The sequence below is a fragment of the Microbacterium sp. ABR10 genome (assembly GCF_057812175.1).
The window spans coordinates 2,241,289-2,257,788 of record NZ_CM173821.1 but is presented as its reverse complement, the minus strand read 5'-3'; the positions used below and the strand labels follow the sequence as shown (position 1 = coordinate 2,257,788).

The 16,500-nt window shown below is 70.1% G+C and carries 13 protein-coding genes; 7 read left to right on the top strand and 6 right to left on the bottom strand.

Annotation, left to right across the window (positions count from 1 at the left end):
* Positions 1 to 2: 2 nt before the first annotated feature.
* Together hydA and ACXKZF_RS10475 are read right to left on the bottom strand one after the other, a co-directional pair.
* Positions 3 to 1,439 carry a dihydropyrimidinase gene (gene hydA / locus ACXKZF_RS10480; RefSeq protein WP_488984155.1) on the bottom strand — a complete coding sequence of 479 codons (1,437 nt, stop codon included), beginning with the start codon at positions 1,437 to 1,439 and terminating at the stop codon, positions 3 to 5.
* Position 1,440: 1 nt separating this feature from the next.
* A complete protein-coding gene (locus tag ACXKZF_RS10475) occupies positions 1,441 to 2,289 on the bottom strand; it encodes a nitrilase-related carbon-nitrogen hydrolase (RefSeq protein WP_055956996.1) in 849 nt (282 codons plus the stop codon).
* A 129-nt stretch (positions 2,290 to 2,418) separates the two neighbouring features.
* Between ACXKZF_RS10475 and ACXKZF_RS10470 the strand changes: the two genes are divergently transcribed.
* The 3 genes from ACXKZF_RS10470 to ACXKZF_RS10460 are packed head-to-tail and all read left to right on the top strand — an operon-like array spanning position 2,419 to position 6,526.
* A complete protein-coding gene (locus ACXKZF_RS10470; protein WP_488984154.1) occupies positions 2,419 to 3,804 on the top strand; it encodes an aminotransferase-like domain-containing protein in 1,386 nt (461 codons plus the stop codon).
* A 52-nt stretch (positions 3,805 to 3,856) separates the two neighbouring features.
* Positions 3,857 to 4,693, top strand: a complete 837-nt coding sequence (locus ACXKZF_RS10465; protein ID WP_055957000.1) for an aldo/keto reductase — start codon at positions 3,857 to 3,859, stop codon at positions 4,691 to 4,693.
* A gap of 15 nt (positions 4,694 to 4,708) precedes the next feature.
* Positions 4,709 to 6,526, top strand: a complete 1,818-nt coding sequence (locus tag ACXKZF_RS10460; protein ID WP_055957001.1) for a thioredoxin domain-containing protein — start codon at positions 4,709 to 4,711, stop codon at positions 6,524 to 6,526.
* 109 nt (positions 6,527 to 6,635) lie between these two features.
* Here the strand turns inward: ACXKZF_RS10460 and ACXKZF_RS10455 are convergent, their stop codons facing one another.
* The 3 genes from ACXKZF_RS10455 to ACXKZF_RS10445 form a co-directional block, all read right to left on the bottom strand.
* Positions 6,636 to 7,070: a VOC family protein gene (locus ACXKZF_RS10455; RefSeq protein ID WP_488984153.1), complete on the bottom strand. Its 435-nt coding sequence runs from the start codon at positions 7,068 to 7,070 to the stop codon at positions 6,636 to 6,638.
* 465 nt (positions 7,071 to 7,535) lie between these two features.
* Complete coding sequence (locus tag ACXKZF_RS10450) at positions 7,536 to 8,297, bottom strand: AAA family ATPase (RefSeq protein ID WP_488984152.1); 762 nt, start codon at positions 8,295 to 8,297, stop codon at positions 7,536 to 7,538.
* A gap of 1 nt (position 8,298) precedes the next feature.
* Entirely contained in the window at positions 8,299 to 9,870 is a 1,572-nt protein-coding gene (locus ACXKZF_RS10445; protein WP_488984151.1) for a dolichyl-phosphate-mannose--protein mannosyltransferase, read from the bottom strand.
* A gap of 23 nt (positions 9,871 to 9,893) precedes the next feature.
* Here ACXKZF_RS10445 and rsmI point away from each other — a divergent pair, with 23 nt between their 5' ends.
* From rsmI to ACXKZF_RS10430, 3 genes are all read left to right on the top strand, one after another.
* A complete protein-coding gene (gene rsmI, locus ACXKZF_RS10440; RefSeq protein WP_055957007.1) occupies positions 9,894 to 10,712 on the top strand; it encodes a 16S rRNA (cytidine(1402)-2'-O)-methyltransferase in 819 nt (272 codons plus the stop codon).
* A 167-nt stretch (positions 10,713 to 10,879) separates the two neighbouring features.
* Complete coding sequence (metG, locus tag ACXKZF_RS10435; RefSeq protein ID WP_055957008.1) at positions 10,880 to 12,454, top strand: methionine--tRNA ligase; 1,575 nt, start codon at positions 10,880 to 10,882, stop codon at positions 12,452 to 12,454.
* Between the two features lie 134 nt (positions 12,455 to 12,588).
* The gene (locus ACXKZF_RS10430; RefSeq protein WP_488985991.1) at positions 12,589 to 13,479 is read left to right on the top strand and encodes a TatD family hydrolase; all 891 of its coding nucleotides are present in this window, start codon (positions 12,589 to 12,591) and stop codon (positions 13,477 to 13,479) included.
* A gap of 552 nt (positions 13,480 to 14,031) precedes the next feature.
* On the opposite strand, the gene ACXKZF_RS10425 is transcribed toward ACXKZF_RS10430, so the two are convergent.
* Complete coding sequence (locus ACXKZF_RS10425) at positions 14,032 to 15,492, bottom strand: sugar porter family MFS transporter (RefSeq protein ID WP_488984150.1); 1,461 nt, start codon at positions 15,490 to 15,492, stop codon at positions 14,032 to 14,034.
* Between the two features lie 66 nt (positions 15,493 to 15,558).
* Here ACXKZF_RS10425 and rsmA point away from each other — a divergent pair, with 66 nt between their 5' ends.
* Complete coding sequence (rsmA, locus tag ACXKZF_RS10420; RefSeq protein WP_314455986.1) at positions 15,559 to 16,398, top strand: 16S rRNA (adenine(1518)-N(6)/adenine(1519)-N(6))-dimethyltransferase RsmA; 840 nt, start codon at positions 15,559 to 15,561, stop codon at positions 16,396 to 16,398.
* Positions 16,399 to 16,500: the final 102 nt, after the last annotated feature.

Genomic DNA, 16,500 nt, shown 5'->3' with positions numbered 1-16,500 from the left:
TCTCAGATCAGGTACTGGCTCAGGCCGCGCTTGACGAACCGGCCGTCGCCCGGCGCGCCCAGGTAGGCGCCGTCGTCGACGACGACCTTGCCGCGCGAGATGACGGTGTCGACGTGCCCGTCGATCTCGTAGCCCTCCCACGCGGAGTGGTCCATGTTCATGTGGTGGGTCTTGCCCACACCGATGGACGTGTGACCGGCCGGGTCGTAGACGACGAGGTCGGCGTCGGCGCCGGGGGCGATCACGCCCTTCTTGCCGTACATCCCGAACATGCGTGCCGGCGTCGTGCTGGTCAGCTCCACCCACCGCTCGAGCGTGATCTGCCCCGTGACGACGCCCTGGTACATCAGGTCCATGCGGTGCTCGACCGAGCCGATGCCGTTGGGGATCGCGCGGAAGTCGCCCTGGCCGAGGGTCTTCTGGTCCTTCATGCAGAAGGGGCAGTGGTCGGTCGACACCATCTGGATGTCGTTGGTGCGCAGGGCCTGCCACATGTGGTGCTGGTGGCCCTCCTGCTTCGAGCGGAGCGGCGTGGAGCACACCCATTTCGCACCCTCGAAGTCGCCCCACTCCTCGCTCGTGGCGCCGAGCTGATCCTCCAGCGAGAGGTAGAGGTACTGCGGGCACGTCTCGCCGAACACGTTCTGGCCGTTGTCGCGCGCCCAGGCGAGCTGCTCGACGGCCTGCTTCGCGCTGACGTGCACGACGTACAGCGGGGCGCCGGTGAGGTGCGACAGCATGATCGCGCGGTGGGTGGCCTCCTCCTCCATCTGCCACGCGCGGGCGACGCCGTGGAAGTACGGCGAGGTCTTCCCCTTCTCGATCAGCTGCTCGGCGAGCACGTCGATGACGGGACCGTTCTCGGCGTGCATCATCGTCAACAGGCCCGTGTCGGCGGCCACCTGCATCGCCCGCAGGATCTGCGCGTCGTCGGCGTAGAAGACGCCCGGGTAGGCCATGAACATCTTGAAGCTCGAGATGCCCTCGTCGATGAGCCCCGGCAGAGCCGCGAGGGAGTCGGCATCCACCCCTCCGACGATCTGGTGGAAGCCGTAGTCGATCGCGCAGTTGCCCGCGGCGAGCTCGTGCCAGTGGGCGAGGCCGTCCTGCACGCGCTCGCCGGTGCGCTGCACGGCGAAGTCGACGATCGTGGTCGTGCCGCCCCACGCGGCGGCGCGCGTGCCGGTCTCGAACGTGTCCGAGGCACTCGTGCCGCCGAAGGGCAGCTGCATGTGCGTGTGCGCGTCGATCCCGCCCGGGATGACGTATTTGCCGGTGGCGTCGATGACGGTGTCGACGGATGCCGCGAGGTCGTGGCCGAGCAGGGTCGACCCGGGCGCGAGCACGGCGGCGATGCTCTCGCCGTCCAGGAGCACATCGGCGGCGGTGCGACCCGTCGCCGACACGACGGTGCCGCGCGTGAGCAGGGTGGTGGCCATGTCAGGCCTCCACGATCTCGCCGTAGGTGTCGGGGCGGCGGTCGCGGTAGAACTGCCAGTCGTCGCGCATCTGCTGCACGAGGTCCATGTCGAGGTCGCGGATGAGGATCTCCTCGTGCTCCGACGAGCCCACCGCGCCGACATGGTTGCCCCGCGGATCGATGACCTGGCTCGTTCCGTAGAAGGTGACGGCGTCCTCGCCGTATTCGTTGTCCTCGCGGCCGACGCGGTTCGGCTGCAGCACGAAGTAGCCGTTCGCGACGGCGGCGCACGGGCCCTCGACCTCCCACAGGCGGTTCGAGAGGCCGGGCTTGGTCGCGTTCGGGTTGAACACCATGTGGGCGCCGTTCAGGCCCAGCTCGCGCCAGCCCTCGGGGAAGTGCCGGTCGTAGCAGATGTACATGCCCACCTTGCCGACCGCGGTGTCGAAGACGGGGTAGCCGAGGTTGCCGGGGCGGAAGTAGAACTTCTCCCAGAACTTGTCGAGGTGCGGGATGTGGTTCTTCCGGTAGCTGCCGAGCACGGTGCCGTCGGCGTCGACGAGCACCGAGGTGTTGTAGTACACCCCGGTCTGCGCCTCCTCGTAGATGGGCAGCACGCTGACCAGGCCCAGCTCCTTCGCCAGGGCGGCGAAGCGCTGGACGATCGGCCCGTCGACGGGCTCCGCGAAGCGGTAGTACTTCTGGTCCTGGGTGATGCCGAAGTAGGGGCCGTAGAACAGCTCCTGGAAGCAGACGATCTCCGCTCCCCGCGCCGCCGCGTCACGGGCGAACTGCTCGTGCTTGTCGAGCATCGATTCCTTGTCACCGGTCCACGTGGTCTGCGTGATGGCCGCTCGCACCGTCGTCATGGGTCCTCCTCGATCTCTGCCCCGCGGGGGAATGCGGGTGGTCGCATTCTGACGGGGTGTTCTGTTACTGTCGCGCCTGAACATTTCCCGACGATTTCGTCGGGTGACTTCGCCGTTAATTGGAGCCGCATGCTCTCTCCCCGCGCCCTCGGATCCCGCTCCGCCGCGGGGCTGGCGGCGGAGATCGCCCGCCTGGTCACCGACGGCACGCTCGTGCCGGGGGAGCGCCTTCCGACCGTGCGGCAGATGGCGGCCGACCTCGGCCTGTCCACCGGAACGATCGCGGCGGCGTGGCGCGCCCTCGCCCACGCGGGTGTCGTCACCTCCCGCGGTCGCTCCGGCACCTTCGTCCGCTCGGAGCGGCGTGAGTGGCTGAGTCCGCGGGTGCGCGGGATGTCCACGGGCGAGGGTCCACCCGCCGCGGCTCCCAGCGGACTCGGAGGGCGGGGCGCGCACGGCATCCGTCTCGATCTCTCGCTCGGCACGCCCGACCCTGCCATGCTGCCCTCGCTCGAGCGGGCGCTCTCCCGGGCCCGTCCGCGCGCCGACACCGGCCGTTACCACGACCTTCCCGTCCTCCCCGAGCTGCACGACGCCCTCGTGGACGACTGGCCGGTGCGGACGGTCGAGGCACTCACCGTCGTCGACGGAGCGCTCGACGGCATCTCCCGCGCGGTCGAGCAGGTCGTGCGCTTCGGCGACCGGGTCGCGGTGGAGTCCCCGGGGTTCCCCTACATCTTCGATCTGGTGGATGCCGCCGGGGGCGTCGTCCTGCCGCTCGAGAGCGACGCCGACGGCATCCTGCCCGCCTCCCTGGCGCGTGCGCTCGCGCAGCGGCCGTCGACGCTGGTGCTGCAGACCCGGGCGCAGAACCCCACCGGAGTGTCGATGTCGGTCGAGCGGGCGAGACGTCTGGCCGACGTGCTGCTCACCGTTCCGGGCGGGCGAGAGGTGACGGTGATCGAGGACGACCACTCGGCCCTCATCGCCACCGCTCCGGCGGTCACCCTCGCGCGGTGGCTCCCCGGCCAGGTCGTGCACGTGCGGGGGTTCTCGAAATCGCACGGCCCCGACCTGCGCATCGCCGCCCTCGGCGGACCCGCCCGTATCGTCGAGCGCATCGTGCGGCGCCGAATGCTGGGACCGGGGTGGACGTCGCGCCTGCTGCAGAGCGTGCTCCTCGAACTGCTCACCGACTCGCGCTCGGTCGCGCCGGTCCGCACGGCCCGGCTCATCTACCGCGACCGGCTCGACCGCATGGCGGCGGCCCTTCGCCGCCTGGGCATCGACGTGGGCGCACCCGACGGCATCAACCTGTGGTTGCCCGTCCGCGACGAGCGCGCCGCCGTCGTCCACCTCGCCGCGGAGGGCATCGCGGTGGCCGCGGGCGGGCCGTTCATGGCCGACGCCTCCGCGCAGCAGCGGGTGCGGGTCACGGCGGGATCGGTCACCGAGAATGTGCGGCTGGTGGCCGACGCGCTCGCCCGAGCGGCATCCGCACCTCCGCTGTCGTAGGGGCCGTCAACCCCCGGATCCGATGTCGGAGGCGGCTCCTAGGGTGGATGCCATGACCGTTCCTTCTGTTCAGCTCAATGACGGAAACTCCATCCCCCAGCTCGGCTACGGCGTGTTCCTCGTGCCCGCCGACGACGCCGAGCGCGCCGTGTCCGAGGCCCTCGAGGTCGGCTACCGCCACATCGACACCGCCGCGATCTACAAGAACGAAGAGGGTGTCGGCCGCGCTATCGCCTCCAGCGGCATCTCCCGCGACGACCTCTTCGTCACCACGAAGCTGTGGAACGCGCGCCACGATGGCGACGACCCGCACGCCGCGATCGACGAGAGCCTCGAGAAGCTCGGCCTCGACGCCGTCGACCTGTACCTCGTGCACTGGCCGACCCCCAAGGCCGACAACTACCTCAACGCCTGGCAGAAGCTCATCGAGATCCGCGAGGCGGGCAAGACCCGTTCCATCGGCGTCTCGAACTTCCTCGTGCCGCACCTCGACCGCATCGTGGCCGAGACCGGGGTCACCCCCGTGGTCAATCAGATCGAGCTGCACCCCGCCCTCAGCCAGCGCGAGATCGCCGCCTGGGGCCAGGAGCACGACATGCACATCGAGTCGTGGGGCCCGCTCGGCCAGGGCAAGTACGACCTGTTCGAACTTCCCGCGGTGAAGGATGCCGCCGAGGCCCACGGCAAGTCCCCGGCGCAGGCCGTTCTGCGCTGGCACATCCAGCACGGCTTCATCGTGTTCCCCAAGTCGGTGCGCCGCGAGCGCCTCGAAGAGAACTTCGACCTGTTCGACTTCGAGCTCACCTCCGACGAGATGGCCGCGATCGACGCCGTCGACCCCGGTGACGGTTCGGGCCGGGTCGGCTCGCACCCCGACGACGTCGAGTGATCTGACAAGGCGCGCATGAACCGCCTCGCGAACGCCTCGAGCCCCTACCTCCGGGCCCACGCCGACAATCCCGTCGCGTGGTTCCCGTGGGGGGCCGAGGCGTTCGCGCTCGCGGCCGAGAGAGACGTCCCCGTGATGATTTCGATCGGCTACAGCACCTGCCACTGGTGCCACGTGATGGCACGCGAGTCGTTCCAAGACCCCGAGATCGCCGCGATCCTCGACGACGGCTTCGTCGCGGTCAAGGTCGACCGCGAGGAGCATCCCGATGTGGATGCCGCCTACCTCGACGCCGCGTCCGCGTTCACCCCGCACCTCGGGTGGCCGCTGACGGTCTTCGCGTCCCCCGAGGGCCGCGTGTTCTACGCCGGCACGTACTTCCCGCCCGCACCGCGCCCGCCCCAGCCGTCGTTCCGCCAAGTGCTCGCCGCGGTCCGCGAGGCGTGGACCGAGCGCCGGAGCGAGGTGGATGCCACGGGCTCCTCGTTGCGCGACGCGCTCTCGGCCGCCGCGACCGCCCCCGCCGATGCGCCCCCGTCCCTCCTGCAGCTCGCCGCCGCCGCGCGCACCGTCGCCGCGCGCGAGGATCGCGAGTACGCCGGTTTCGCCGCGGGACCGGCCTTCGAGACGCCGAAGTTCCCGAACACGCCCGTGCTCCGCTTCCTGCAGCACCCCGCGCTCGCCTCGGACGCCCCCGAGGCGGCGGACGTGGCATCCCGCGCCCTGTCGGCCATGGCCGGCTCCGACCTGCACGACACCGTCGAGGGCGGCTTCTTCCGCTACGCCACCCGCCGCGATTGGAGCGTGCCGCACTACGAGCGCATGCTCACCGACAATGCGGGTTTGATCGAGGTCGCGCTCGCAGCGTCCGACGAGTCCGTCGCGACCGATGCGGCGCGCTTCCTCGTCGACGTGCTGCAGCTGCCGTCGGGCGGGATCGCCGCAGCCCAAGACTCGGAGTCGATCATCGACGGCGTCCGCAACGAGGGCGGCTACTACCGCGTGACCGACCGGTCGGCGCTGCAGCCCCCGGCTCTGGATGCCAAGGTCGTCACGGGGTGGAACGGCCACGCGATCGCCGCACTCGCCGCCGCCGGAACCCGCACCGACCCGCGCTTCCTCGAGGCCGCGCGTTGGGCGGCCGACGCGGTACTCGAGAGCAACGTCGCCGACGACGGCACGCTCCGGCGCGCGTCGCTCGACGAGATCCGTTCCGCCGCTCCCGCGACACTCGAGGATTACGGCGGCCTCGCGCGGGGCCTTCTCGCCCTCGCGCGGGCGACCGGCGAGGTCGCGTACGCCGAGCGCGCGCGGGGCCTCGTCGACCAGTGCCTCGGCGCCGACGGCATCCATCCTCCCGGCGGTGGCGATCCCGTGCTCGTCGCGCAGGGCATGCAGCCGCACGGAGTGCCCAGCGACGGCGCGTCGCCCTCGGGGCCGTCGGTGTTCGCCGCGGCAGCGCTCGACCTCTGGCGCCTGGGGGCGGGGGAGCGATACCGCACCGCCGCCGAGACCCTCGTGCGCGCCGCCGCCGAGGCCGCGCTGTCGACGCCCCTCGCGCACGGAGCGATCCTCGAGGTCGCGGTGGGTTTGGCATCCGCGCCGCGTCAGGTCGTCGTGGTGGGGGAGCCCGATGCCGAGATCGCCGACGCCGCGCGTCGGGTCGCCGCCGACGTGGTCGCCGTGGTGTCGCCCGCTCAGGCCGTCGCGTTCGCCGCGGCGGGCTTCGAGCTGTTCGAGGCCAAGGTCGCGTTGCGCGGCGAGGCGACGGCGTACGACTGCCGCGCGTTCACGTGCGCGTTGCCGACGACGAATCCGGCGGCGCTGGTCTGACGCGTGGGGCCGGGTGCGTCTGACGCGAGCGCGGGTCCGGCTCGGCGGGCTGGACGGATCCGATACCCCGGACCACTCGCTCGCCCCAGTCCGCGGTCGACGGTGGGCCTCACGAACCGCGAGAGACGAAGTGCGGGCTCTGGATCAGTCCGAGAACGTTACCGAACGGGTCGACCACCGATGCCGTGATGAAGTCGGCTTCCCGTTCTACGACGGGTTCCCACTCTTTCGCGCCGCGCTCGAGCAGATCCGCGACAACGGAGCGGAGGTCGTCCACGTGCCACCGCGCAATGACACCGCGCGGGCAGACGTCTCTCGACCCGGCGGCAGGGACGGGCGCGCCGGGCGCGAAATCTGTGGAGACGATCCCGAACTCGTCCTCGTCCGCTCCGAGCCTGAACTCCACGTAGAGCGGAGCGTCCGCGTCCGGCCGCTGGAAGTACGGCTCGATGCCGAACACCGCGGCATACCAATCGCGGGCGCGTGCCACATCCTCAGCCCAGACGTTGACCTGTGCGATACCCCGAAAGCGCGAACCAGCCATGTTCCACCCTATCCAGCGTCCTCATGCCCTGTCATGACCAGGATCGAGCGGCAGATACGCGTCAGGCCACAGCTCTGCACCATATTCCCCGCGACTCACTGCTCTTCGATCGTCCGTAGGACCCCAAGGTCGCTATCCCACAGCCGTACCGGCTCAGTCTCCTCGAACGACGAGATTGCGGGGATGGTTGATCACCGGGGGTGGTTCGGGGTCATCGGGTGTGCGGCCGCAGGCTTGTCCGGCCGGGCGCCTCGGTTCGGCAACGACGGCATGGGGGCCGGCGCGGCAGATGACGGTGGTCCAGTGAGCCGACGCATACTTCGCGCCGGTCAGCGCATTGTCGAATCTCGCAGACGAGCTCTTTTCTCGCGGTATTCGCCCGCACATCTGCGAGTTGCGCGTGATTCTGCGAGCATCGTGGCGCCCGCGGTCGTTCCGCCGTTGTCGCCGCCCGCCGATCCGCCCTCAATCCAGCAGATGCCGCAAGAACCGCCCCGGCGCTTCCAGGAACCCGCGCTGCAACCGCACCACCTCGAGGTCTTCCCACGCACTTTCGCGGATGCCCCATTCGCCGAGCTCGAGGATCGTCGCGCCCGGCAGCGCCGCCAGTACGGGGGAGTGGGTCGCGCAGATCACCTGCGTGCCGCGCGAGCGCATGCGATCGAGGGATGCCAACCACCGCAGCGTCGACGAGAACGACAGCGCTGCCTCGGGCTCGTCGAGGCACGCGAGCCCCGCGACGTAGCGGGGGTGGTCGAGCGCTTCGTCGAGCAGGGCGTTGAACGACTCGCCGTGGCTCATCGGATGCAGGCTCGGCGGCGCGTCGGGCAGGTCGTCGCGCCACGAGTAGTAGCCGTGCATCGTCTCGGCGCGCAGGAAGAAGCCCCACCGCGCGGCGCGCGGGCTGCGTTCGACGCGCAGCCACTCGCCGAGCGGGCTCTCGGTACGGCGGGTCTCACCGCCGCCGTTGGTCGACCCGCCCTCCGCGGGCAGGCCGTACGCCTCGGCGATGCCCTCGATCAGCGTCGATTTGCCCGAGCCGTTCTCGCCGACGAGGAAGGTCACGCCCGCGCCGAACTCCCACCCGTCGGTCCTCGCGACGTCGAGGAAGTGAGCGACGGCGGGGATGTCGGCCGGCCACGCCCGCGCATCGACGGGCGCGTCGCGGAACACCTTGACGCGCTGGATCGGCCGCGGGTCGTGCAGCCAGTCGTCGCCCCGTGACACGTCAGATCCAGCTGGGCAGCCAGTTGTGCAGGCGCCAGAACTCGTACGAGACGGGAAGGCCCGCCCACACCGGATACCAGAACGCCGAGATCCCGATGCAGACGACGAGGAACACCACCGCGATCACCTGTGCGTGGGCGCGGGAGAGCCGCCAGACGCCCCGCACGGCGTCTTGCAGGGCGAAAGCCACCGCGAGCACGAGGAAGGGCACCATCGCCACCGTGTAGAACTGGAAGATCGTGCGCTCGGGGTACAGCAGCCACGGGAGGTAGGTGGCGCCCAGGCCCGTCAGCACCAGCGCATGGCGCCAGTCGCGCACCAGGACGAAGCGCACGAGCAGATACACGGATGCCGCGATGCCCGCCCACCAGATGAGCGGGTTCGCGTTGCTCGAGATCGCCTCGGTGCAGCCGTTCGGAAGCGCGCAGCCGTTGACGCCGAAGTCGTCCTGGTGCCAATACATCGAGGTGGGACGGATCAGCAGCGGCCACTGCCACGCGGGGCTTGCGTAGCTGTGCGGGGTCACGAGTCCGACGTGGAAGCCGTACATCGACTCGTGGTAGGCCCAGAGGTTCTGCAGCGGCACGGGAAGGAATGACAGCAGACCGGTGCCCAGAGCTTCGCTGCTGCGCATGTAGCCGCCGGTCGTGAACAACCAGCCCGACCAGCTCGTCAGGTACACCACGAGAGACACCGGCACGATGAGCACGAACGAGATCAGGCCCTGGCGAACGGCATCCATCGGCCACTGCACGATCCCGACGCGGCGGCGCGCCAGCGCATCGGTCACGACGACGTAGATGCCGATCGCGGCGATCAGGTACAGCCCCGACCACTTCACCGCCGTGGCGGCACCGGCGGCGGCGCCCGCCGCCAGCAGCCACGGGCGGTCCCACAGCAACGGTCCCCAGTTGTGGGTGGTGCCGGGGAGTTTGTCCATGGCGGCGTCGAGACGGTCGCCGGTGCGTTTGTGATCGAGCGCGACGAACCAGAACGCCAGCACGACGAAGAAGGTCAGGAACACGTCGAGCAGCGAGGTGCGGCTGAGCACGATGCTCAGACCGTCGATCGCGATGAGACCGGATGCCACGGTGGCGAACGTGATCGAGCGGGTGAGGTTGTGCGCGAGCAGGTAGACCAGCAGCACGGTGGCTGTGCCGAAGATCACGGCCGACAGTCGCCATCCCGTGGCCGAGTCGGGACCGAGCAGCGCCATTCCGGCGCCGATCAGGATGCGGCCGAGAGGCGGATGCACCACGTAGCTGCCCACGCCGGTGAAGATGTCGGTGTCGCCGGCGACGAAGCTCGGATCGGCGTTCTCGGGCCATGCCGACGGGTAGCCGAGCACCCACTGGCTCCACGAGTCCTTCACGTAGTACGTCTCGTCGAACACGAGCGCGTGCGGTGTGCCGACGTCGAACAGGCGCAGCACCCCGGCGACGATCGTGACGAGCGCCGGCGCCAGCCAACGCCACAGTCGGAGCCCCCGGGGGTCGCCCAGCAGCACGTCGCGCCATCGATCGAGGCGCGTGCGCTCCACCTCGGGACGCAGAGAGGGGACAGCGGTGCTCACGCGCCCCAGCATAAGGTGGGGCGGTGATCATCCTTGCGGCGACGCCGATCGGCAACCTCGGTGACGCCTCGAAGCGCCTCGTCGAGGCGCTCGAGAACGCTCGTGTGGTCGCCGCCGAAGACACCCGCACCACCCAGCGCCTGCTGGCGGGCCTCGGCGTCGAGAACCGCCCGCGGCTGATCGCCCTGCACGATCACAACGAGAAGGAGCGGGCGGCGGAGCTCGTCGAGCTCGCCCGCGAAGACGATCTGCTCGTTCTCAGCGACGCCGGTATGCCGACGGTGAGCGACCCCGGGTACGGTCTCGTCGCTGCGGCGGCCGCGGCCGGTGTCACCGTCACCGCCCTCCCGGGCCCGAGCGCCGTCGTCACCGCGCTCGCCGTCGCGGGGCTCCCCACCGACCGCTTCGCGTTCGAGGGGTTTCCGCGCCGCAAGCCCGGGGAGCGCCGCAGAGCCTTCGCGCAGCTGGCCTCCGAGGAGCGGACCCTCGTGTTCTTCGAGTCGCCGTCGCGACTGGCATCCACCCTCGACGACCTCGCCACGGCGTTCGGCGCCGATCGCCCCGCCGCCGTCTGCCGCGAGCTGACCAAGCTCTACGAAGAGGTCAAGCGGGGCACCCTCGCCGAACTCGCCGCGTGGGCCGCGGAGGGCGTGCGCGGGGAGATCGCGATCGTCGTGGGCGGAGCCGAAGCCCGCGAGGTGGCGTTCCCGGATGCCGTCACCCAGGTGCTCGAGCTCGTGCGCGGTGGGACGCGGCTCAAAGAGGCGGCCGCCGAGGTCGCGTCGCAGACCGGTCACTCCTCGCGCGAGCTGTACCAGGCGGGACTCGCCGTCAAGCGCTGACGCCCGTCCTCGGCCCGCACCGCGCGCGAGGGGTCGGAACGTGTCGCCGAGTATCGCCCGCGGCGACAAAGACGACCCCTCACGCGCCTGCTTGCGCGACCGGACGGCGGCGCGGTCGGGGCGTCACACGGTCGGCTGCGTGGGTGCCTCCTGCGTAGAATCCTCACGTGACTTCCGGCCGATCCTTCTACATCACGACGCCGATCTACTACCCCAGCGATCTGCCCCACATCGGGCACGGGTACACGACCGTCGCCGTCGACACTCTCGCGCGCTGGCACCGCCAGGCGGGCGATGACACCTGGATGCTGACGGGCACCGACGAGCACGGCCAGAAGATGCTGCGCGCCGCGGCCGCCAACAACGTCACGCCGCAGGAATGGGTCGACAAGCTCGTCACCGAGTCGTGGTTCCCGCTCCTCGAGACGCTCGACGTCGCCAACGACGACTTCATCCGCACGACGCAGCCACGACACGAGGAGCGCGTGCAGCAGTTCGTGCAGGCGCTGTTCGACCGCGGCTACATCTACGCGGGCGAATACGAGGCGCTGTACTGCGTCGGCTGCGAGGAGTTCAAGCCCGAGGCCGAGATCGTCGACGGCACCGGTCCCTTCGAGGGCCTCAAGGTGTGCGCGATCCACTCCAAGCCCCTCGAACTGCTGCAGGAGAAGAACTACTTCTTCAAGCTCAGCGAGTTCCAAGACAGGCTGCTCGAGCTGTACAAGACCGAGCCCGACTTCGTGCGGCCCGAATCGGCGCGCAACGAGGTCGTCTCGTTCGTCCGCAGCGGTCTGAAAGACCTCTCGATCTCGCGCTCGGCGTTCGACTGGGGCATCACGGTGCCCTGGGACCCCTCGCATGTCATCTACGTGTGGGTCGACGCGCTGCTCAACTACGCCACCGCCGTCGGCTACGGCAACGACCCCGAGCAGTTCGCCCGCCGGTGGCCGGCGTTCCACGTGGTCGGCAAAGACATCCTGCGCTTCCACGCCGTCATCTGGCCGGCCATGCTCATGGCCGCCGGTCTCGACGTGCCCCGCGGCGTCTTCGCCCACGGGTGGCTGCTCGTCGGCGGCGAGAAGATGTCGAAGTCGAAGCTCACCGGCATCGCGCCCACCGAGATCACCGACGTGTTCGGCTCCGACGCGTACCGCTTCTACTTCCTCTCCGCCATCGCCTTCGGGCAAGACGGGTCCTTCTCGTGGGAAGACCTGTCGGCCCGCTACCAGGCCGAGCTCGCCAACGGTTTCGGCAACCTGGCGTCGCGAACCGTCGCGATGATCGAGAAGTACTTCGAGGGGGTCGTGCCGTCGGCCGGCGCCTATGCCGAGGGCGACCTGGCGATCCAGAAGATCGTGGCGGATGCCGCGGCAGCCGCCGACTCCGCCGTGGAGCGCTTCCGCATCGACGAGGCCATCGCCGCCGTCTGGACCATCGTCGACGCTCTCAATGGCTACATCACCGAGAACGAGCCGTGGGCCCTCGCCAAAGACGAGGCGCAGCGCGAGCGCCTCGGCACGGTGCTCTACACCGCGGCCGAGGGTCTGCGCGCCCTCGCGGTGCTGCTGTCGCCGGTCATGCCGAGCTCGACCGAGAAGCTGTGGAGTGCCCTCGGCGCCGACGAAGGCCTCGGGCTTCTCGTCGAGCAGCCTCTCCGCCGGGCGGGGGAGTGGGGCGCGCTGGGTGCCGGGGCGAAGGTCACCGTTCTCACGCCGTTGTTCCCGCGCGTCGAGCAGGCGTGACGCCCGTGACACCGGAGCCGGCCCCGGCGTCCGGCGCGGCTGACGGTGAGCAGCAGGGCTCCCGTGCGGCGGGGCCCGGCCCGACCAAGGGTTCGGCCGCCGGATCGACTTCCGTCGAGCGCCCCCGCGGCACGATCCAGGCGGGTGACCCCAGCCAGTACGTGCGCGAGCGCAGTGCCGACGGCCGCCGCGACGTCAGCTATCCGCCCGCGCCCGAGCCGCTCGGCATCCCGGTCTACGACAACCACACCCACCTCGAGATCGAGGACGGCGACACCGGGCTGTCCCTTGACGAGCAACTCGAGCGCGCGCTGACCGTCGGCGTGCACGGCGTCGTCCAGGCCGGCGGCGACGTCGACTCCTCGCGCTGGTCGGCGTGGGCCGCGCGCTCGCACCCGCGCGTGCTCGCCGCCGTCGCGATCCACCCCAACGAAGCTCCCGAGTACGAGCGGGCGGGCGAGTTGGATGCCGCGATCGCCGTGATCGACGAGCTCGCCGCCGAGCCGCGCGTGCGGGCGATCGGCGAGACGGGCCTGGACTTCTTCCGCACCGGGGCCGATGGCATCCCGGCGCAGATGCGCTCATTCGAGGCGCATATCGCGCTGGCGAAGAAGCACGGGATCGCCATGCAGATCCACGACCGCGACGCGCACGACGCGGTGCTCGAGACCCTCGAGCGCGTCGTCGCGCCCGACAAGACCGTGTTCCACTGCTTCTCGGGCGACGCCGACATGGCGCGCATCGCCGCCGACCGTGGCTATTACCTGTCGTTCGCCGGCAACGTCACGTTCAAGAACGCGCAGAACCTGCGCGACGCCCTCGCCGTGACGCCGCTCGATCGCATCCTCGTCGAGACCGACGCGCCCTTCCTGACGCCGGCACCGTACCGGGGCCGCCCGAACGCGCCGTACCTGATCCCGGTCACGCTGCGCTTCCTCGCGGCGGAGCTGGGCATCGACGCCGACGAACTGGGCGCCCAGGTCGCGGCGAACACCGTCGAGGTGTACGGCGCGTTCGAGGACTGACCCGCGCCCAGCGCCCGCGGTGCGCGCACCCTCCCGCTTACGACTCGGGGTGTAGTCGGGGTTGCGCGAACCCGCTCGGTTAGCCCTCGCTCAGCTATGCGCCTCCGAATGCGATGGAGGTCGTGCAGATCGCGGAGGTTGCGCGCACCGCGATCCACGCGACCGCGCCGGCCGACGGATCCGGAGGGCGCGCGGCGCGGCGCACAACCTCAGTGATGTGCGTAACCTCACACGCTTCGTCGCGGATGCCGCTGAGTTCGTGCGAATCGCGGAGGTTGTGCGCGGCGCGCGCAGAGCAGCGATGTGCACAACCTCAGTGATGTGCGTGACCTCACCCGCTTCTTCCCGGATGCCGCTGACTCTGTGCGAATCGTGGAGGTTGTGCGCGGCGAGCGCAGAGCAGCGATGTGCACAACCTCAGTGATGTGCGTGACCTCACCCGCTTCATCCCGGATGCCGCTGAGTCTGTGCGAATCGCTGAGGTAACGCCCGCGGCAGACCCCACGCGCACGAGAGGCGGCACCCCGCGGGGCGCCGTCCCTCCGACATCCGCTATGCCTTCGCTCTGGTCTTCGGCTTGTCGACGAACAACGTCTCAGCCTGTTCGAGCTCCATGCCCTTGGTCTCGGGGATGCGGAAGGCGACGTAGAAGAACGACAGCGCCGCGAACAGTGCGTACATGCCGTAGGTGAGCGGGAGCGACCAGCTCGACATCGCGGGGAACGACACCGTGATGGCGAAGTTGGCGATCCACTGCGCACCGGCAGCCACGCCGAGGGCTCGACCGCGAATGCGGCTCGGGAAGATCTCGCCGAGCAGCACCCACACCAGGGGTCCCCACGAGGCGCCGAAGCCGACGACGAACAGGTTGGCGGCGACGAGCGCCACCGTGCCCCACGGGGCCGGGAGCGAAACGTCCTCGCCCCTGCCCTGGGCGAAGGTGAACGCCAGGGCCATCGCGCCCAGCGATACCGTCATCAGCACCGAACCGGTCAGGAGGATGGGCTTCCGCCCCACGCGGTCGACGAGGAAGATCGCCACCAGGGTCACCAGCACGTTGGTGACCGAGGTGATCACCGAGATGAGCAGCGAGTCGCTCTCCTGGAATCCGACCGCCTTCCAGAGGGTCGTGGAGTAGTAGAAGATCACGTTGATGCCGACGAACTGCTGGAATGCCGACAGGATGATGCCGATCCAGACGATGCGCTGAAGGCCGAGCACCGGTCCGCGCAGCGATACATTCGCGTTCTTGCGGTCGGTGTCGATCGCCTGCGTGAGGTCTTTCATCGTCTTCTCGAGGTCCGCGGGCGGCACGAGCCGGGCGAAGATCGAGCGGGCCTCGTCGACCCGGCCCTTGGCCAGCAGGAACCGCGGGGATTCGGGAACGGTGAACGACAGGATGCCGTACACCGCCGCCGGCACGACGCCGACGAGGAACATCCACCGCCAGGCCTCCATCCCGAGCCACAGCTCATTGGCGGCGCCGCCCGCGCTGTTGGCGAGCACTGCGTCGGAGAGGAGCGCTCCGAAGATGCCGAGCGTGATCGCGAGCTGCTGCAGCGACGCCAGCGAACCGCGGATCTGGCGGGGTGCGACCTCGGCGATGTAGGCGGGGGCGACGACCGAGGCGATGCCGATGCCGAGACCGCTCATGACGCGCCACAGGATGAGGTCGGGGACGCTGAAGGTGAGGGCTGCGCCGATCGACGAGACGAAGAACAGCACGGCACCCAGCAGCATGACCTTCAGCCGGCCCCAGCGGTCCGACAGTGCTCCGGCGACCACGGCGCCGACGGCGCAGCCGAGAAGCGCGACGGCCACGACGAAGCCGGTGAGCACCTGGCTGAGCTCGAAGTTGCTCTCGACGGCGTCCACCGCACCGTTGATGACCGAGGAGTCGAACCCGAAAAGGAACCCGCCCACGGCGGCGGCGAGGGACAGCCCGATCGCTCGTCGCCCGTACGGGCTCCGGAGCGTGAAGGCGTTGGAGGGGATCGACTGCGTCTGACTCACCCGCCCACGCTACTCCCGGCTCTCGCGCCGGAGGGGTTCTGGCGGCGCCCTGACTACAGTGGAACAATGCCCGTTTCCCTGCTCGGTGCCGCCGAGATCCGTCGGCTCGCTGCCGACCTCGACGTCACCCCGACCAAGAAGCTCGGGCAGAATTTCGTCGTCGACGCCAACACGGTGCGCAAGATCGTGCACGCCGCGCGGGTCACGGCATCCGATCGCGTCGTGGAGATCGGGCCGGGCCTGGGCTCCCTCACCCTGGCGATCCTCGAGACCGGCGCTTCGGTCGTCGCCGTCGAGATCGACCACCGCCTCGCGGAGCGCCTGCCCGCGACCGCGTCGGCGCACGACGTGCCGGCCGACCGCCTCACGGTGATCGACGCCGATGCCCTGCGCGTCGACGATCTGCCGGGCGAGCCGAGCGTGCTCGTGGCCAACCTGCCGTACAACGTCTCCGTTCCCGTGCTGCTGCACTTCCTCGAGACCTTCCCCTATCTCCAGCGCGGTGTCGTCATGGTGCAGGCCGAGGTGGGGGAGCGACTCGCCGCCCCGCCGGGCTCGAAGATCTACGGGGCCCCGAGCGTCAAGGCTGCGTGGTACGGCTCGTGGCGTCTGGCAGGGACGGTGTCGCGGCAGGTGTTCTGGCCCGTCCCGAACGTCGACAGCGTGCTCGTCGGTTTTGATCGGGATGCCGAGCCCCGCGGCACCGAAGAGCACCGGCGCCGCACCTTCCAGATCGTGGATGCCGCGTTCCAGCAGCGCCGCAAGATGCTGCGGCAGGCGCTCGCGGGCGTGCTGGGTGGCACGGCGGCCCAGGCGTCGGCGATGCTCGAGCAGGCGGGCGTCGACCCGACGCTGCGCGGCGAGCAGCTGACGGTCGACGACTACGCCCGCGTCGCCGCCCTCTGACGCGCCGCCACTGCGAGCGCCGGCTCCGGCGGCGCCGTCGGGGTCGCGGCGTGCGGCGCGTAGGTGCACAACGGCGGGGCGTTCGGCGACACGCCGTAGGGC